16 protein-coding genes are annotated in these 18,080 nt (G+C 67.1%); 9 read left to right on the top strand and 7 right to left on the bottom strand.

The window, feature by feature from the left end; translation table 11 throughout:
* The first annotated feature begins 43 nt into the window (after positions 1-43).
* From ASC92_RS24070 to ASC92_RS24050, 5 genes are all read left to right on the top strand, one after another.
* Positions 44-1,228 (top strand): ABC transporter substrate-binding protein, encoded by a 1,185-nt coding sequence (locus tag ASC92_RS24070; protein WP_056520777.1) that lies wholly within the window; start codon positions 44-46, stop codon positions 1,226-1,228.
* 323 nt (positions 1,229-1,551) lie between these two features.
* Positions 1,552-2,424: a branched-chain amino acid ABC transporter permease gene (locus tag ASC92_RS24065; protein WP_007830631.1), complete on the top strand. Its 873-nt coding sequence runs from the start codon at positions 1,552-1,554 to the stop codon at positions 2,422-2,424.
* Positions 2,425-3,426 carry a branched-chain amino acid ABC transporter permease gene (locus tag ASC92_RS24060; protein WP_056520775.1) on the top strand — a complete coding sequence of 334 codons (1,002 nt, stop codon included), beginning with the start codon at positions 2,425-2,427 and terminating at the stop codon, positions 3,424-3,426.
* Positions 3,423-4,184, top strand: coding sequence for an ABC transporter ATP-binding protein (locus ASC92_RS24055; protein WP_056520773.1), 762 nt, complete (start codon positions 3,423-3,425; stop codon positions 4,182-4,184). The genes ASC92_RS24060 and ASC92_RS24055 overlap by 4 nt, the downstream gene beginning before the upstream one ends.
* The gene (locus ASC92_RS24050) at positions 4,177-4,881 is read left to right on the top strand and encodes an ABC transporter ATP-binding protein (protein ID WP_056520771.1); all 705 of its coding nucleotides are present in this window, start codon (positions 4,177-4,179) and stop codon (positions 4,879-4,881) included. The genes ASC92_RS24055 and ASC92_RS24050 overlap by 8 nt, the downstream gene beginning before the upstream one ends.
* Here the strand turns inward: ASC92_RS24050 and ASC92_RS24045 are convergent.
* From ASC92_RS24045 to ASC92_RS24035, 3 genes are all read right to left on the bottom strand, one after another.
* A complete protein-coding gene (locus ASC92_RS24045) occupies positions 4,878-5,537 on the bottom strand; it encodes a DsbA family protein (RefSeq protein WP_056520769.1) in 660 nt (219 codons plus the stop codon). The genes ASC92_RS24050 and ASC92_RS24045 overlap by 4 nt on opposite strands.
* On the bottom strand, positions 5,525-6,424 hold the full coding sequence (locus tag ASC92_RS24040) for an MBL fold metallo-hydrolase (protein ID WP_056520767.1): 900 nt from the start codon (positions 6,422-6,424) through the stop codon (positions 5,525-5,527). Before ASC92_RS24040 ends, ASC92_RS24045 begins: the two co-directional genes overlap by 13 nt.
* A 140-nt stretch (positions 6,425-6,564) precedes the next feature.
* Positions 6,565-7,467 carry a LysR family transcriptional regulator gene (locus ASC92_RS24035; protein WP_056520765.1) on the bottom strand — a complete coding sequence of 301 codons (903 nt, stop codon included), beginning with the start codon at positions 7,465-7,467 and terminating at the stop codon, positions 6,565-6,567.
* A 101-nt stretch (positions 7,468-7,568) separates the two neighbouring features.
* Here ASC92_RS24035 and ASC92_RS24030 point away from each other — a divergent pair, with 101 nt between their 5' ends.
* Genes ASC92_RS24030 through ASC92_RS24020 form a run of 3 tightly spaced genes read left to right on the top strand, consistent with a single transcriptional unit; the run spans position 7,569 to position 10,745 of the window.
* Positions 7,569-8,516, top strand: a complete 948-nt coding sequence (locus tag ASC92_RS24030; protein WP_056520762.1) for a hydroxymethylglutaryl-CoA lyase — start codon at positions 7,569-7,571, stop codon at positions 8,514-8,516.
* The gene (locus tag ASC92_RS24025) at positions 8,513-9,721 is read left to right on the top strand and encodes a CaiB/BaiF CoA transferase family protein (RefSeq protein ID WP_056520760.1); all 1,209 of its coding nucleotides are present in this window, start codon (positions 8,513-8,515) and stop codon (positions 9,719-9,721) included. Before ASC92_RS24030 ends, ASC92_RS24025 begins: the two co-directional genes overlap by 4 nt.
* 37 nt (positions 9,722-9,758) lie before the next feature.
* Positions 9,759-10,745, top strand: coding sequence for a tripartite tricarboxylate transporter substrate binding protein (locus ASC92_RS24020; protein ID WP_056520757.1), 987 nt, complete (start codon positions 9,759-9,761; stop codon positions 10,743-10,745).
* A 124-nt stretch (positions 10,746-10,869) separates the two neighbouring features.
* Here ASC92_RS24020 and ASC92_RS24015 read toward each other — a convergent pair whose 3' ends face one another.
* From ASC92_RS24015 to rpoD, 3 genes are all read right to left on the bottom strand, one after another.
* Positions 10,870-11,997, bottom strand: a complete 1,128-nt coding sequence (locus tag ASC92_RS24015; RefSeq protein ID WP_056520755.1) for an HPP family protein — start codon at positions 11,995-11,997, stop codon at positions 10,870-10,872.
* A 14-nt stretch (positions 11,998-12,011) separates the two neighbouring features.
* Positions 12,012-13,247 (bottom strand): multidrug effflux MFS transporter, encoded by a 1,236-nt coding sequence (locus ASC92_RS24010; RefSeq protein ID WP_056520753.1) that lies wholly within the window; start codon positions 13,245-13,247, stop codon positions 12,012-12,014.
* 90 nt (positions 13,248-13,337) lie between these two features.
* Positions 13,338-15,524 (bottom strand): RNA polymerase sigma factor RpoD, encoded by a 2,187-nt coding sequence (gene rpoD, locus ASC92_RS24005; protein ID WP_235505980.1) that lies wholly within the window; start codon positions 15,522-15,524, stop codon positions 13,338-13,340.
* Between rpoD and ASC92_RS29440 the strand changes: the two genes are divergently transcribed.
* Positions 15,517-15,849 carry a hypothetical protein gene (locus tag ASC92_RS29440; protein ID WP_235505979.1) on the top strand — a complete coding sequence of 111 codons (333 nt, stop codon included), beginning with the start codon at positions 15,517-15,519 and terminating at the stop codon, positions 15,847-15,849. The two genes, rpoD and ASC92_RS29440, sit on opposite strands and share 8 nt — an antisense overlap.
* A gap of 123 nt (positions 15,850-15,972) precedes the next feature.
* Here the strand turns inward: ASC92_RS29440 and dnaG are convergent, their stop codons facing one another.
* On the bottom strand, positions 15,973-18,000 hold the full coding sequence (gene dnaG, locus ASC92_RS24000; protein WP_056520977.1) for a DNA primase: 2,028 nt from the start codon (positions 17,998-18,000) through the stop codon (positions 15,973-15,975).
* Positions 18,001-18,080 lie beyond the last annotated feature (80 nt).

Here is an 18,080-nt window from a genome sequence, read left to right as displayed (position 1 = left end):
GAAAATAGCCCCGGTCCGCGTTCCGCCCCTCAAAGGAAAAACCATGCAAAGACGCCATCTCATCCAGACCGCCGCCCTGTCGGCGATTGCGCTCTCCATCGCCCTGGCCCTGCCGACGGCCAGCGCGCAGAGCAATACCTTCAAGATCGGCCTGATCCTGCCGATGACCGGGCAGCAAGCTTCCACCGGCCGTCAGATCGAAGCGGCCGCGCGCCTCTACATGGCCCAGAACGGCGACACCGTCGCGGGCAAGAAGATCGAGCTGATCGTCAAGGACGACGTGGCCACGCCCGACATCACCAAGCGCCTCGCACAGGAGCTGATCGTCAACGACAAGGTGAACGTGATCGCCGGCTTCGGCGTCACGCCGGCCGCGCTGGCCGCCGCGCCGCTGGCCACGCAGTCGAAGACGCCGCAGGTCGTGATGGCCGCCGCCACTTCCAGCATTACCGAGGCCTCGCCCTACATCGTGCGTTCGAGCTTCACGCTGCCGCAGGTGTCGGTTGCCATGGGCGACTGGGCACCGAAGAACGGCGTGAAGTCGGTCGTCACGCTGGTGGCCGACTACGGCCCCGGCAACGACGCCGAGAAGTTCTTCAGCGAGCGCTTCCAGCTCAACGGCGGCAAGGTGCTCGACAAGCTGCGCGTGCCGCTGCGCAACCCCGACTTCGCGCCGTTCCTGCAGAAGGTGCGCGACGCCAAGCCCGACGCGCTGTTCGTCTTCGTGCCCTCGGGCGCGGGCGCGGCCGTGATGAAGCAGTTCCTCGAACGCGGCATGGACAAGGCCGGCATCCGCCTGATCGCCACCGGCGACGTGACGGACGACGACCAGCTCAACGACATGGGCGATGGCGCGCTCGGCGTGGTCACCTCGCACCACTACTCGGCCGCGCATCCGTCCGCGATGAACAAGAAGTTCGTCGAGGCCTTCCAGAAGGCCAACCCCAAGATGCGCCCCAACTTCATGGCCGTGGGCGGCTATGACGGCATGCGCGTGATCTACGAAGCGCTCAAGACCACCAAGGGCCAGGGCGGCGGCGATGCGCTGCTGGCGGCCATGAAGGGCCAGGTCTTCGAGAGCCCGCGCGGCCCGGTGCTGATCGATGCGCAGACGCGCGACATCGTGCAGGACGTGTACCTGCGCAAGGTCGAGAAGAAGGACGGGCAGCTCTACAACGTCGAGTTCGACGTGATCAAGGGCGTCAAGGATCCGGGCAAGGCGAAGTAGCTGGGGGCTTGGTGTGCTCTGTTCGGGGCGCGATCACGCCGACGGGGTACCTTGCTCCGCGAATGTCCCCCGGCCTGCGGCCTCCTCCTTTGTTTCGCTGCGCAAGGCACCCCATCGGCGTGCTCGATCAGAGCAGTCGTTGATCAGCCGGCACAACGGCAGCGCCCACTGTGCACAGGGCACCGGGTGCTCCCCGCAGCGAAATAAAGGAGGAGGCGAAGCCGGGGGACATTCGCGGAGGGGAGTACCCGGTGGCCTGTGCACGCGCCCCGAACAAAAGCGCCAAGAACGCGAGTCACGCAACGCCATAGCGAAACACTGACATGTTGACCATTCTTTTCGACGGCATCGCCTACGGCATGCTGCTCTTCGTGCTCGCCGTCGGCCTGGCCGTGACGCTCGGGCTGATGAACTTCATCAACCTCGCGCATGGGGCCTTCGCCATGGCGGGCGGGTACCTCACGGTGTTCGCGATGCAGAAGCTGGGCCTGCCGTTCCTGGCCTGCCTGCCGTTCGCGTTCATCGTCGTCGCGCTGGCCGGGGCGTTGCTCGAACGCACGCTCTATCGGCCGATGTACGGCAAGCCTCACCTCGATCAGGTGCTTTTTTCCATCGGCCTCGCCTTCATGGCCGTGGCGGCCATCGATTACTTCGTGGGCTCGTCGCAGCAGAACGTGCAGCTGCCCGAGTGGCTGCGCGGGCGCACCGAAATCGGCGACGGTGCGCTGCTGCTGGGCATGGGGCACTACCGGCTCTTCATCATCGGCGTGTGCGCGGTGCTCACGGTGGTGCTGCAGCTCATCCTCTCGAAGACGCGCTTCGGTAGCCGCCTGCGCGCCGCGGTCGACGACCCGCGCGTGGCGGCCGGGCTGGGCATCAACGTGAACATCGTGTTCCTGCTGACCTTCGCCGTGGGCTCTGGGCTCGCGGGGCTGGGCGGTGCGCTGGGCGCGGAGATTCTCGGGCTCGACCCGACCTTTCCGCTCAAGTACATGATCTATTTCCTGATTGTGGTGTCGGTCGGCGGCACCTCGTCGATCACCGGGCCGCTCGCGGCGGCGCTGCTGTTGGGCATTGCCGACGTGGCGGGCAAGTACTTCATTCCGAAGATGGGTGCGTTCACCGTCTATCTGCTGATGATCCTCATACTGATGTGGCGGCCCCAAGGCCTGTTCACGCGCAAAGGGGGCCGCTGAATGAGCACGCCTTCTTCCGCGGCTGATTTCCAGTCGGCCCTGCTGCGCAAGACCCGCTGGCGCCCACTCGAATTCGTCGTCTGGGCCGCGGCTTTCGCGCTGCCGTTCGCGATGCCTTCGCATTCGCTGCTGATCAACGAGATCGCCATCGTCGCGCTGTTCGCGATGTCGCTCGACCTGATCCTGGGCTACACCGGCATCGTGTCGCTGGGTCACGCTGCCTTCTTCGGCTTCGGCGCGTATGCGGCGGCGCTGTTCGCCAAGCTCGTGATGCCCGACCCGACCGTGGGGCTCGTGGTCGCCACCGTGCTCTCCGCGCTGCTCGGCCTCGTGGCCAGCGTGACGATCTTGCGCGGCAGCGACCTCACGCGGCTGATGGTCACACTCGGCACTGCGCTGCTGCTGCTCGAGCTCGCCAACAAGCTCGACTGGCTGACTGGCGGCGCCGACGGTTTGCAGGGCGTGGTGATGGGGCCGGTGCTCGGCCTGTTCGAGTTCGACCTGTACGGCCGCACCGCCGCCTGGTACTCGCTGGCCGTGATGCTGGTGCTGTTCCTGCTGATGCGCCGGTTGGTGCATTCGCCGTTCGGCGCGACGCTCAAGGCGATTCGCGACAACCGGCTGCGCGCCATGGCCATCGGCATCCCGGTGGTGTCGCGCCTCGCGGTCATCTACACCATCGCGGCCGGCATCGCCGGTGCCGCGGGCGCGCTGCTGGCGCAGACCACCGGCTTCGCCTCGCTCGACGTGCTGGCCTTCGACCGCTCGGCCGACGTGCTGCTGATGCTGGTGATCGGCGGCGTGGGCTGGCTCTATGGCGGCGTGGCGGGTGCGATCGTGTTCAAGCTGCTGCAGACCTGGCTGTCGGCCGTGACGCCGCAGTACTGGATGTTCTGGATCGGCCTGATCCTGGTGTTGATGGTGCTCGTGGGGCGAGATCGTTTGCTCAAGCCGTGGGCGTGGTTCGGCAGTCCCGCGAAGAAGAAGGGCGGTGCGGCATGACCGACACCGTGCTCTCGACCCACGGCCTCGTGATGCGCTTCGGCGGCATCACGGCCACCAACAACCTGACGATGACGCTCAAGCGCGGCGCGCGTCATGCGCTGATCGGCCCCAACGGCGCGGGCAAGACCACGCTGATCAACCAGCTGACGGGCGTGCTCACGCCGACCGGAGGCAGCATCACGCTGCTGGGCGAAGACATCACCACGCTCGCGCCGCACAAGCGCGTGGCGCGCGGGCTGGTGCGCACCTTCCAGATCAACCAGCTGTTCGATTCGATGACGCCGCTCGAAACGCTGGCGCTTGTGGTGTCGCAGCACCAGGGCATCGGCGCGCAATGGTGGCGTCCGCTGGGCGCCAGCAAGGCGATCGTGGAGCGCGCTGCGCAACTGCTCGAACAATTTCATCTGAGCGACGTGGCGCAGCAGCAGGTGAAGCACCTGGCCTATGGCAAGCGCCGCCTGCTGGAGATCGCCATCGCGCTGGCCTGCGAGCCGCGCGTGCTGCTGCTCGACGAGCCGGTGGCGGGCGTGCCCGCCGGCGAGCGCGAAGAGCTGCTGCAGACCGTGGCCGCATTGCCGGCCGACGTGTCGGTGCTGCTCATCGAGCACGACATGGACCTGGTGTTCAGCTTCGCCGACCGCATGACGGTGCTGGTCAACGGCACGCTGCTGACCGAGGGCGACCCCGAAACGATTGCCAACGATCCCAAGGTGAAAGAGGTCTATCTGGGCCACGGAGAAACCGCCCATGTCTGAACTGCTGCGCATCGAGAGCCTGAGTGCCGGCTATGGCGAAGCCGTGGTACTGCACGACGTGGCGTTCGCACTCGGCGAAGGCCAGACGCTGGCGCTGCTGGGCCGCAACGGCACGGGCAAGACCACGCTGATCAATACGCTCGCGGGCGCGACGCGCCAGCATGGCGGCAGCATCGCGCTGGGCGGACAGGCGCTGCACAAGCTCGCGCCGCACCAGCGCGCGGCGGCCGGCATCGGCTGGGTGCCGCAGGAGCGCAACATCTTCAAGTCGCTGACGGTGCACGAGAATCTCACGGCGGTGGAGCGGCCAGGCAAGTGGAACCCGCAGCGCGTCTATGAGATGTTCCCGCGCTTGGCCGAACGCAAGACCAACCTCGGCACGCAGCTGTCGGGCGGCGAGCAGCAGATGCTGGCCGTGGGCCGTGCGCTGGTGCTCAACCCCAGGCTGCTGCTGCTCGACGAGCCGCTCGAAGGGCTCGCGCCGATCATCGTGGAAGAGCTGCTGCGCGCCATCCGCCGCATCACGCAGGACGAGGGGCTGGCCGCGATCATCGTGGAGCAGCATCCGCAGGCGATCCTCGCGATTTCCGACGAGGCAGTGGTGTTGGACCACGGCACCATCGTGCACAAGGACAGTGCCGCGACGCTGCGCACCCAGCCGCAGGTGCTGGACCGGCTGCTGGGCGTGGCGCGCTAGGCGACAAGTTCCGCCAGATGCGCCTTCCAGTCTTCGGCACGGCCCAGCCACGGGCCGATGTCGATGCGGCTGGCGCTGCCATCGGCCCGCGTCAGCAAGAAGGTCGGAAATCCCTGGCCGCCCACACGTTGCAGCAGCTGGCGGCTTTCGGCGATGTGCTGCGCGGTCGCTTCTCCCGCCAGGCGCTCGAAGGCCGACGCAAAGGCTTCGGCATCGAAACCGAGTTCTGCGGCCACCGCCTTCAGCACTTGCGCGTCGGCGATGCGGCCGCCTTCGACATAGTGCGCACGCTGCAGGCGATGCACCATGTCCAGCCCGCCGCCCGTGCGCAGCGATTCGGCCGCGAGGATGGCGGTGATCGGCGGCTCGGAATCCATTACCGCGCCGGTGTCGCGCAGCAGTCCCTCGAAGTAGCCTTCGCCGAAGGGCTGGCCCGTCATCTCGGCGATGCGCCGGTCGTGCGGCATCACGTACTCGCGCCACTGCGGCGTGATCGCGCGGCGGTTGGCGCCGGTCATCATGCCGCCGCCATGGAACGCGACCTGCAGGCCCGGCACGCTGCGCGCCGCGTCGACCAGCGGCGCCGCGGCGTAGCACCAGCCGCACAGCGGGTCGAATATGTAGTGCAGGGTGGCGGTGTCGTTCACTGCGGCCATTTCATTTCTCCCTTGATGACCTTGGCGCCGAGTTCCAGCGACGAGGCGCCTTCCAGCTTCGGGTAGCGCTTCTTCATCGCGGCGATCAGCGCGGCCGAGTCCTTGGCCTTGCCCGCTTCGATTTCGAAGGCCTTCAGGTAGTCGCGCGTGAACTTCGCCGAGGCCAGCGTGTACGGCGCCGAGCCGTTGGCGTTCGGCAGGTAGTGGCCGGGCACCACGGTCTTCGGGTGCAGGGCCTCGATGCGGCCCAGCGTCTTGATCCACTGTTGACGCGACTCGGGCGTCTGCGTATCGGCCACCCACACGTGGATGTTGGCCGAGACGGGGATGCCGCCGACCACCGCCTTCAGCGAAGGAATCCAGCCGAAGGTGCGCTCAGGCGTGGGGCCGTCGAGGCCGACGACCTGGATCTTGCGGCCTTCGAGCGCCAGGCTGTCGCCGGCGAGCGCCTCGGGCACGACCAGCGCCTTGGGCGCGTTGTCCTTGAGGATCGGGCCCCAGTGCGCGAGCTTGCCGTCCTTCGAGGCCTGGATCGCGGCCACGGTCTGCGGCGTGGCGACGATCTTCGCGTCGGGGAAGGCGGCCTGGATCACGTCGAGGCCGAAGTAGTAGTCGGGATCGCTGTGGCTGATGTAGACCGTGGTGAGCTTCTTGCCCGTGGCCTTGATCTTCTGCACCAGCGCCTCGGCATCGTTGCGCTGGAACTGGGCGTCGATCAGCACGGCGTCGGTCTGGCCGGTGACGATCTCCGAAGAGACCGGGAACATCGATTTCGTGCCGGGGTTGTAGACGTCGAGCTTGAGGGGCTCGGCGGCCTGGGCGGCAAGCGGGGCGAGGCTCAGCGTGGTGGCGAGGGCGGCGGCGGAGAGAAGGGCTCTGCGGAACATGGCGGCGATCTTTCTGAATGTGTGATGTGGAGAGGTGACAGCGCTGGATGCCCCGAATGTTAGGTTGCGCGAATCGAAACAAAAACCTGATGATTCACAACGAATAGTTTCGGATTTCGGCCAAATGAGCTTGCGGGTCGTCAGTCCGTGGCGCACCGCTCGAGGTGCGCGACCAGCAACTGCGCCGACGGCGACAACGCCGCCTCGCCGCGAAAGCAGATCGCAAAACGCCGCCGCGCCCAGGCATCGGTGAGCGGCATCAGCCGCAGGCCGAAGGCATCGGTGAAGGGCCGCGCCACCTCCGCCGGCACCACGCTGATTGCCAGCCCGGCCCGCACCACGCGCAGCGCCGCGTCGAAGTTGGACACCAGCACGCGGTACACCAGCGGCTTGCCCGCCACCGTCGCCTCGCGCGCCAGCATCAACTGCACGGCACTGAGGGCAGGCATGCCGACGAATTCGTGGTCGAGCACCTGCTCGAAGCGCACCTGCTCGTGCCTTGCGGCGGGATGCGAGGGGTGCGCGACGATGGCGAGGTGGTCGGAGCGGTAGTTGCGCCGTTCCAGGCCGTCGAGGTCCGCAGCGTCCCAGCACAGGCCGATGGAGGCGCTGCCCTCGCGAATGCCGCGCACGATCTCGGGGCTCACTCGCTCTTCCATGTCGACGCGGATGTTGCGGTGGTCCGGGTCCTTCAGAAAGCCCGCCACGTCTTCGGCCAGCGATTCGGCCATGACCGACGCCGAGGCCAGGATGCGCACGTGCCCGCGCGCGCCGCCGGCATAGGCGGCCATGTCGCGTTCGATGCGGTTCACGCTGCCGAGCATCGCGCGGGCGTGCTCCAGCAGGGTTTCGCCGGCCGGCGTGGGCACCACGCCGCGGCGCTTGCGCAGCAGCAGCGGCGTGCCCACCGCTTCTTCGAGCTGGGCCAGCCGCTTGCTGATGGCCGAGCCGACGATGCTGGCCTGCTCGCCGGCGCGCGCGATGCTGCGCGTTTCGCAGACGGCGACGAACAGGCGCAGGGTGGTGAGGTCGAGGTCTCTCATGATGTTCCGTTTGGGAAGCAATTGGCTTCCAAAATATACCTTCTGGACCGAATCGGAACTTCTAATATCAACACCGTAACCCTCACGACGGAGACAAAGTCTTGATTCACGCCTTCCTGCCGCCACGCGCGGTCGTTCGCGAAGTGGGCCTGCGCGACGGCCTCCAGAGCATCGCCCGCGTACTACCCACCGAACGCAAGCTCGAATGGATCCGCGGCGCGCACGCCGCCGGTCAGCGCGAGATCGAAGTCGGCTCTTTCGTGCCGGCGCACCTGCTGCCGCAACTGGCCGACACGGCCGAGCTGCTGGCCTATGCGAAGACCTTGCCGGGGCTTTTCGCCTCGGTGCTGGTGCCCAACTTGAAGGGTGCCGAGCGTGCCATCGCGGGCGAGGCCGATCTCATGATGGTGCCGTTGTCGGCCAGCCATGCCCACAGCCTTGCCAACCTGCGCAAGACGCCCGACGAGGTGGTGGCCGAGGTGGCCCGCATCCGCGCCGCACGCGACGCCGCGGGCTCGAAGACGCTCATCGACGGCGGCGTGGGCACGGCCTTCGGCTGCACGCTTCAGGGCCACGTTTCCCCCGACGAGGTGCTGCGGCTGATGCAGGCGCTGCTCGATGCGGGCGCCGACCGCGTGAGCCTCGCCGACACCGTCGGCTATGCCGATCCGGCGATGGTGCGCAGCCTGTTCGAGCGCGCGCTGCGCATCGCGGGCGACCGGCTGTGGTGCGGCCACTTCCATGACACGCGCGGCCTCGGGCTGGCCAATGTCTATGCCGCGCTGGAAGTCGGCGTCACGCGCTTCGACGCCTGTCTCGCCGGCATCGGCGGTTGCCCGCATGCGCCCGGGGCCAGCGGCAATGTCGATATCGAAGACCTCGTCTTCATGCTCGAGAGCATGGGCGTTGCGACCGGCGTCGATCTGCCGAAACTGCTCGACCTGCGCAAGCGCGTGGCGGGCTGGCTCGAAGGCGAAACGCTGCAGGGCACGGTATGGCGCGCAGGCTTCCCGAAAACCTTCGCGGCCACGGCGGGAGTTGCGGCATGAGCACGACCGGCACCCAAGAAAAGCGCCTGCCACTGGCCGGCATCCGCGTGGTCGAGTTCACCCACATGGTCATGGGACCGACCTGCGGCATGGTGCTCGCGGACCTGGGGGCGGAAGTCATCAAGGTCGAGCCCATCGAGGGCGACCGCACGCGGCACCTGCTGGGCGCGGGGGCGGGTTTCTTTCCCATGTTCAACCGCAACAAGAAGAGCATCGCGCTCGACCTCAAGAAGCCCGAGGGCATCGAGGCCGCGCTGCGCCTGTGCGCCACCGCCGACGTGGTGGCGCAGAACTTCAAGCCCGGCACCATGGACAAGTACGGCCTGGGCTACGCCGCCCTCGGCAAGCTCAACCCGCGCCTCGTGTATGTGAACCACACGGGCTTCCTGCCCGGCCCTTACGAACACCGCACCGCGCTCGACGAGGTGGTGCAGATGATGGGCGGACTGGCTTACATGACGGGCCGCCCCGGCGACCCGCTGCGCGCCGGCACCAGCGTGAACGACATCATGGGCGGCATGTTCGGTGCCATCGGCGCGATCGCCGCGCTGATGCAGCGCGCCGAGACCGGCAAGGGACAGGAGGTGCAGTCCGCGCTGTTCGAGAACAACGTGTTCCTGGTCGGCCAGCACATGCTGCAGTACGCCATCACGGGGCAGGCCGCAGCGCCGATGCCCGAGCGCATCTCGGCCTGGGCGCTGTACGACGTGTTCACCGTGAAGGACGGCGAGCAGATCTTCCTGGCCGCGGTGAGCGACGCGCAGTGGAAGACCTTCTGCGATGCGCTGGGCTTCGACGATCTGAAGGCCGACCCGGCCCTGCGCACCAACAACGACCGCGTGCGCTTGCGGCCCACGCTGCTGGCCGATCTGCGCCAGCGCCTGGCCGATCGTTCGGCGGCGGAGCTGTCGGCGATCTTCGAGGCGAAGGGCCTGCCGTTCGCGCCGATCACGCGGCCTGAAGACCTCTACGAGGACCCGCACCTGAAGGCCACGGGCGGCCTCGCGGACATCCGCCTGCCGGACGGCGAACGCGCCGGAGAAATGGCGCAGACGACGCTGTTCCCGATCACGCTCGGGGGCGAACGCCTCGGCGTTCGTATGCACCCGCCGACGCTGGGCGAGCACACCCGCGAACTGCTGGCGGAGCTGGGCTATGCGCGCGAGCAGGTCGACGCGCTGCACGCCGATTCCGCGGTGGCCTGATCGAAGCGATTTTCAAACCATAAAGAGAGACAAACCGATGACCAAGACGCTTTCCCCCATGAACCGCCGCACGGTGCTCGGCCTTGGCGCATGCGCCGCCGCCGTGGCCGCGTGCCCCGCGTTCGCGCAGGGCTCCGACAAGCCCATCCGCTTCATCCTGCCGATCAGCGCCGGCTCGGGTGTCGACACCATCGTGCGCGCGGCCTCGGTCGCGCTCGGCAAGGCTTTCGGCCAGCCGGTGGTGATCGAGAACCTGCCGGGCGCGGGCGGCATCACCGGCGCGGCGGCCATCGTCAAGGCCGCGCCCGACGGGCTCACGCTGGGCATGGTGTCGAACAACCACGTCATCAATCCGGCGGTGTTCAAGAAGATGCCCTTCGACGCGATCAACGACATCACGCCGATCTGCGTGGTGGGCGCGACGCCGCTGGTGCTGGTGGCGAACCCCAAGCTGCCGGCGAAGAACGTGCCCGAGCTGATCGCGCTGCTGCGCGCCAAGCCCGGCGGCTACAACTACGCGTCGTCGGGCAACGGCACCATCCTGCACCTGGCCGACGAGATGTTCATGGACGAGGCGGGCGTGAAGGCGCGGCACATCCCGTACAAGGGCACCGGGCCGATGATGACCGACATGATCGGCGGGCAGGTCGAGATGGGCGTGGTCGCGCTGCCGGCCGTGCAGCAGCACATCCGCAGCGGTGCGCTGCGGGCCATCGGCATGTGCGGCGCGACGCGCTCGCCGGCCGCGCCGGACATTCCGACCATCGCGGAGCAGGGGCTGCCGAACTACGTGGTCGAAGGCTGGTTCGCGGTGATCGGCCCGCCGAAGATGCAGGCCGCCGACGTGCAGCGCGTGCACGATGCGGTGGTCGCGGCCTTCACCAGCGCGGAGGTGAGCGAGGCGATGGACAAGCAGGGCAATGTGATCAAGCCGACGACGCCGCAGCAGGCGGCGAGTTTCTTCCGTAGCGAGGCCACGCGCTATGCCGCGCTGGTGAAGAAAGCGAACGTGGTGCTGGAGTGAAGTCTTGCTCCTTCCCCTTCCGGGGGAAGGCTGGGATGGGGGCAGCGCCCAACGAGCGCTGTTCGGAAGTCGAGGCCGCCGTGCCACCCCGACCCTCCCCCGGGAGGGGAGGGAGAAATGCAGGTCAAGCAGGCCCGACGGCGCGGTACAGCGCCCGCACGAAGTCCGACTGCGTGATCATCCCAGTCAACCGCTTCTCGCCGTCGATGATCGGAATGTGATGGTGCCCGCCCTCGGAGAACAACGGCACCAGGTCGACCACGGGCCGGTCGGCGCTGGCCACGCGCACCTGGCGCGTCATGATCTGGCCGACCACCTCCGGCTTGTCCGACATCACCGAGCGCGTGGCGCGGATCAGGTCGCGCAGCTTGCCTGCGATGCCGTCATGGTGCTGCAGGTCGAGCTGGCGGAAGAAGTCGGCCTGCGTGACGATGCCGACCACGCGGCGCGTGCGGTCGGTGACGGGCAGGGCCTTGATGTGTCGTTCGTGCATCAGCGCCCAGGCTTCCTGCAGCGGCGTGCCGAACTCCACCGAGATGGGCACGCTGGACATGATGTCCGCGCAGTGCAGCGTGCCCAGGCGCCGCTTGTACGACTCGAGCTCGGTCTGCTGGATCAGCGATTCGAGGTCGTCCCGGCTGATGTCGAGCACCTGGTTGTAGCGCGCCAGCACCGCGTCGATGTCGGCCTGGCTGAAGCGCGCATCGGCCGCGGGCGGGCGCACCACCTGCACGTGCGGATAGCGCCGCCCGGTCAGCGAGTTGTAGGCCACGCCGGCCAGCACCAGCAGCAGCGAATTGGTGAAGAAGGGAAAGAGGGCCGACGAGAAATGCGTGGTGTGGGTCAGCACCGCGAGCAGGGCCGCGGCGCCGCCGGGCGGATGGAGGCAGCGCGCGCTGAACATCACGCCGATGGCGCCGGCTACGGCCACTGCGGCGGCCAGTGCGGGGTCGGGAATCCAGCTGACGGCCGCGATGCCGACCACCGCCGACAGCGTGTTGCCGCCGATGACCGACCACGGCTGCGCGAGCGGGCTGGCTGGCACCGCGAACACCAGCACGGCGCTGGCGCCCAAAGGCGCGATCAGCCAGACGGTGGCGCCGAGCGGGCCGGCCATCCACCGGCACAGCAGCGCGGTGGCCAGCAGGCCGAGGCCGGCGCCCGCAACTGCGCGCAGGCGCTCGCGCGCATCGACGGTGGTGCGGCCCGGCAGCCAGGCGCGCGCATGAGTCAGGAGTGCCTCGAATCGCATCGCAACCCCCGTGCTCAGCCTTCGTGAGCCACCATGCGGCCGATCTCGGGCCATCGGCCGTGCAGCCACACCCAGGCGATCAGGCCGATGGCGAGCATGCCCATGGAGGTCAGCGCCAGCGCGAGCGTCGAATGCATCACCAGCGGCGCCACCGCGCCGGCCACGACGCCATTGGCGGTGGAGCCGATCACGGCCTGCAGCGACGAGGCCATGCCGCGGCGCTCCGGGTGCAGGTCGAGCACCAGCAGCGTGACCACCGGCACCATCAGCGCCCAGCCGAAGGCGAACACCGCGAGCGGCCACAGCGCCCAGGCCACGTGCGCCTCGAAGAAGGTGTTGGCCACCACGTTGACCACCGAGGTCGCCAGCATGATGACGAAGCCGTCGCGGATCTGCCGCTTGGGCGCCACCTTGCCGGCCATGCGCCCGCTGGCGCGCGCGCCGAGCATGATGCCGCCGATGGTCAGCAGGAAGAACCAGAAGAACTGCTGCGGCTGCAGCGCGAGGTGGTCGCCCAGGAACGCGGGCGCGGCCAGCACGTAGAGGAACATGCCGTTGAATGGCACGCCGCTCGCGAAGGCCAGCAGCAGGAAGCGCGGGTCGGAGCACAGGTCCCAGTAGCCGCGCAGCAGATGCCGCACCTGGAAGGGCTGGCGGTGGTCCTTGTGCAGCGTCTCGGGCAGCAGCTTGTAGTTGGCGGCGAACAGCACCACGCCCACGGCCACCAGGAACCAGAACACCGCATGCCAGCCCGCGTGCACGAACAGGAAGCCGCCGACGATCGGCGCGATGGCCGGGGCCACGCCGAAGTAGATCGTCACCTGGCTCATTACCCGCTGCGCCTCGGCCGGCGGGAACATGTCGCGGATCACTGCGCGCGAGACCACGATGCCGGCGCCGGTCGACAGGCCCTGCAGCCCGCGGAACAGCACGAGCTGCGTGATGTTCTGCGACAGCGCGCAGCCCAGCGAGGCGATGGTGAACACGGCCAGTCCCCAGAGCACCACGGGCCGTCGGCCGAAGCTGTCCGACAGCGCGCCGTGGAACAGGTTCATGAACGCGAAGCCGAACAGGTAGGCCGACAGCGTCTGCTGCATCTCGGCCGGCGTGGCACCGATGGATTGCGCAATGCCCGAGAAGGCAGGAATGTAGGTGTCGATGGAGAAGGGGCCCAGCATGCCGAGCACTGCGAGCAGCACGGCCAACGCCCAGCGCGGGGCTTGCCAGAGCTTGTCTGCATCGGGATTCATGAGGTTTGCTCCATTGTTCTTATCGTAAATGCCAAAAAAGAAAGCGCCCTTGCGGGCGCCTTCTCGTCAGAGAAATACCGGGTGACCGGCTTAGAGCGTATCAATAAAGCTGCGCAGCTTGTCGGAGCGGCTCGGGTGCTTCAGCTTGCGCAGCGCCTTGGCTTCGATCTGGCGGATGCGCTCGCGCGTCACGTCGAACTGCTTGCCGACTTCTTCCAGCGTGTGGTCGGTCGACATCTCGATGCCGAAGCGCATGCGCAGCACCTTGGCTTCGCGCGGCGTGAGCGAGTCCAGGATGTCCTTCACCACGTCACGCAGGCCGGCTTGCATGGCGGCCTCGATGGGCGCCGTGTTGCTGCTGTCCTCGATGAAGTCGCCCAGGTGCGAATCGTCGTCGTCGCCGATGGGAGTTTCCATCGAGATCGGCTCCTTCGCGATCTTCATGATCTTGCGGATCTTGTCTTCCGGGATCTCCATCTTCGCGGCCAGGATGCCGGCGTCGGGCTCGAAGCCGAACTCCTGCAAGTGCTGGCGCGAGATGCGGTTCATCTTGTTGATCGTCTCGATCATGTGCACCGGGATGCGGATGGTGCGCGCCTGGTCGGCGATCGAGCGGGTGATGGCCTGGCGGATCCACCACGTCGCGTAGGTCGAGAACTTGTAGCCGCGGCGGTATTCGAACTTGTCGACCGCCTTCATGAGGCCGATGTTGCCTTCCTGGATCAGATCGAGGAACTGCAGGCCGCGATTGGTGTACTTCTTGGCGATGGAGATCACGAGGCGCAGGTTGGCCTCGATCATTTCCTTCTTGGCGTCGCGCGACGACGACTCGCCTTCGTTCATGCGCTTGTTGATGTCCTTGAGCTGGGTCAGCGGCACCACCACGCGCGACTGGATGTCGGTCAGGCGTTGCTGCAGTTCCTGCACCGGTGGGATGTTGCGTGCGAGCACGGCGCTCCAGGGCTTGCCGGCGGCGGCCTGCTTCTCGACCCACTTGAGGTTCAGCAGGTTCGACGCGATGCGGTTGCCGTTCTTGTCAAAGCCGCTGAAGTCGCGGATGAACTCGTCCTGCGGGAAGCCGCACTTGTCCACGATGATGCGGCGCAGCTCGCGCTCCTTCTTGCGCACGTCGTCGACCTGCGTGCGCACCAGGTCGCACAGCTTCTCGATGGTCTTGGCCGTGAAGCGGATGGTCATCAGCTCTTCCGACAGGGACTCCTGGGCCTTGACGTACGCAGGCGTGCCGTAGCCTTCCTTGTCGTAGATCTTGTGGACCTTCTCGAACATTCCGGCGATGCGGTCGAAGCGCTCGAGCGCTTCGCGCTTGAGTTCCTCAAGCTTCTTGGTCAGGGCCTTGGAGCCGCCCTTGCCGTCATCGTCGTCTTCCTCGTCGAATTCGTCGAAGTCTTCTTCGGCCACGTAGTCGTCGGCCTCGTTGGGATTCGAGAAGCCGTCGACGATGGTCGAGATGACGACCTTGCCTTCGCGGATCTCGGCGGCCAGGCGCAGGATTTCGGCGATGGTGGCGGGGGAGGCCGAGATGGCTTCCATCATGGCCATCAGGCCGCCTTCGATGCGCTTGGCGATTTCGATTTCGCCTTCGCGCGTCAGCAGCTCGACCGTGCCCATTTCGCGCATGTACATGCGCACCGGGTCGGTGGTGCGGCCGAATTCGCTGTCCACCGTGGACAGGGCAGCTTCGGCTTCTTCCTCGGCTTCTTCCACCGTGGTGGCGGTGGGCGCGGTGTTGTTCAGCAGCAGGGTCTCGGCGTCGGGCGTCTGCTCGTACACCGCCACGCCCATGTCGTTGAGCATGGTGACCACGACTTCCATGGTCTCGGCATCGACCAGCTTGTCGGGCAGGTGGTCGGAGATTTCGCCGTGCGTGAGGTAACCGCGGGTCTTGCCCAGCGTGATCAGGGTCTTCAGGCGCGAACGGCGCTTGGCCAGGTCTTCTTCGGAGAGCACGGTCTCGTCGAGGCCGAACTCCTTCATCAAGGCGCGTTCCTTCGCCTTGCTGATCTTCATGCGCAGCGGCTTGACCTTTTCTTCAGTGGTCGTGGCAGCCGCGGGCTCGTCGCCGGCCAGATCTTCCTCGATGTCCGACAGGTCGATGTCGTTCTCGGGCGCATCCTTGTCAGCCTTGGGCTTGCGGCCGCGCTTGGCGCCGGTGGCAGGCGCGGCGGCGCCGGCGGCCTTGGGCGGGCGGCCGACTTTCTTGGCTGCCGGGGCGGCTGCTTTTTTGGGATCGTCGAGAGAGGTCGTTTTCGTGGGCACGGTTTTCACTTTCGTTGCGGCTGCCGATCCGGATGCGGCGGCGGCCGTCTTGGTTGCCGGCTTCGCGCCGGCTTTCAACGGTTTCTCTGCTGCGGGCTTGGTGGCGACGCTTTTGGCAAGTGAAGGAGCAGGCTTCTTTGAACTGGGCATACGACCTCGTTACGGCAAGAAAGAACAAGCGAAATCACAGGCGCACCGTCACGCGGACAGCGCCACCACAGCCCGTGCACAGGCACGGACTAAAAACAAATGGGAAAGAGGAATGAATTCCTCAACAGGCAAGATGTCGGGCGAACATTTGGTATGCAGTCCTTGCGGTTATTGACCCTTTCCGCCGGAATTTACCGTTGGAGTGCGTTGCGCTAGGGGTCGGCCCGGAGGTGCTGCTGTCGCTCTTGCCTAATTTCGCCAGTTGCGAAGCCCTACATTATAGCGTGTTGCGCAAATTTCAAGCAGTTTCTGAACCCGAGGCGCGCAGGCGGGCGCGCAATTCAAGCCGCCGGGTCTCCAGCGCCTTGTAGCGCTCCAGGGCTTTCGGGTCTTTCCCGACGGCCGCGATGGCTTCGCTCTGCTGGGTCTTGAGGCGGTCGTCGAGCATGAAATCGAGCACGTTGGCGAGTTCGCGGGCAGCGTCGGCCAGGTGCTGCGCTTCTTCGCCCTCGGGGATGGGGCCGGCTTCGGAGACGGACATCAACCGCTCGGCCAGCGGCTCGAAGCCGAGTCCGCGCAGGCCTTCGCGCAGGGCTGCCCAGGGCTGGACACCGTGCTCGTGCAGCTGGCTGTCGAGCCAGGTGAAGAGGGCGCCGTGGTGGCCGGGCAGTTCGCAGAGCATCAGGTGAAGCTCGTGCGACAGGGCTTCCCACTGCGCCATGTTCGACAGCAGCAGCCGCACCGCCACGTCGGGGCGGCTGGGCGGGGCGCCGCGGCCGCGCAGGGGCTCGATGGGTTCCTCGAACTTGCCGCCCCAGCGCTTTCCCTTGGTGAACTTGCCGCGCTGCTGGAACTTGGGCTTGCTATCGCTTTCATAGCGCGGCGGCTCGTAGTCCTGGGGCGGGGGCATGTCCGGGTAGTAGTCGTCGCCGCTTCCACCGCCGTAGCCGGGCGCCTCGCCATGGCGCTGCTGCTGCGCGGGGGCGCCCCCGGCCTTGCGCGGGCCGGGCGTCGAGGCCCAGAGGTCCGACAGCGCCGCCGCATCGAGCTGCACCAGCGTTGCGATCTCGCTCAGCAACTGGCGCTTGAGTGCGCCGTCGGGCATGGCGCTCCAGAGCGGGCGCACGTTGCTCGTCATGTGGGCGCGGCCCTCGGCGGAAGTCAGGTCGCAGCCTTCGCGGGCGGCTTCGAGCATGAAGCGCGACAACGGCGTCGCCTCGTTCACGAAGCGGGCGAACGCGTCGGCGCCATGTTCGCGGATGAAGCTGTCGGGGTCGTGCTCGGCCGGCAGGAACAAAAACTTGATGCTGCGCACATCGGTGGCATAGGGCAGCGCGCCGTCGAGCGCCTTGCGCGCGGCACGGCGGCCCGCGGCGTCGCCGTCGAAGCTGAACACCACCGATTCGGTGAAGCGGAAGAGCTTCTGCACGTGTTCCGTGGTGCAGGCCGTGCCGAGCGTGGCCACCGCGTTCGGAAAACCGAGCTGCGCCAGCGCCACCACGTCCATGTAGCCCTCGGTGACCAGCGCATAGCCGCGGTCGCGGAAGGCGGCGCGCGCTTCGTAGAGCCCGTAGAGCTCGCGGCCCTTGCTGAAAACGGGCGTTTCGGGCGAGTTCAGGTACTTGGGCTTCTCGTCGCCCAGCACCCGGCCGCCGAAGCCGATGCATTCGCCCTTCACGTTGCGAATCGGGAACATCACGCGGTCACGGAAGCGGTCGTAGCGCTTGGCCTCGGCCTCGCTGAGCTGGCCTTCCTCGTTGTTGACGATCACCAGCCCGCTCTCGGCAAGCAGCGGGTCGTCATAGTCGGGAAACACGCTGGCCAGCGCGCGCCAGCCGGCCGGTGCATAGCCGATGCCGAACTGCTTGGCCACTTCGCCCGACACCCCCCGTCCCTTCAGGTATTCGATGGCGCCGGGCGCCTGGCGCAGGTGCTTGCGGTAAGCGTCGCCGGCTTTTTCGAGCACGTCGGTCAGCGTGGCCTGCTTCTGGCGCTGGCTGGCGGCACGGGCGCGCTCGGCGGGGGAGGCGTCGTCTTCCGGCACCTGCAGGCCGTACTGGCCGGCAAGGTCGTGCACCGCCTCGACGAAGCCCATGCCCGCATGCTCCATCAGGAAGCCGATGGCGTTGCCATGCACCCCGCAGCCGAAGCAGTGATAGAACTGCTTGGTCGGGCTGACGGAGAAAGAGGGCGATTTCTCGCCATGGAACGGGCACAGGCCCATGAAATTGGCGCCGGCCTTCTTGAGCTGCACATAGCGGCCCACGATCTCGACCACATCGGCGCGCGCGATGAGTTCCTGGATGAATGAAGCGGGGATGGTCATGTAGGCGAAGAGCGGCAAATCATACGCAAGCGGGCGAAGCCTCGCGGCCCGGCGGCATACTGAAAGAGCGACCGGATCCA

Source organism: Variovorax sp. Root411 (assembly GCF_001425205.1).
GTDB lineage: Bacteria > Pseudomonadota > Gammaproteobacteria > Burkholderiales > Burkholderiaceae_C > Variovorax.
This window is presented reverse-complemented; position numbering and strand designations above follow the sequence as displayed.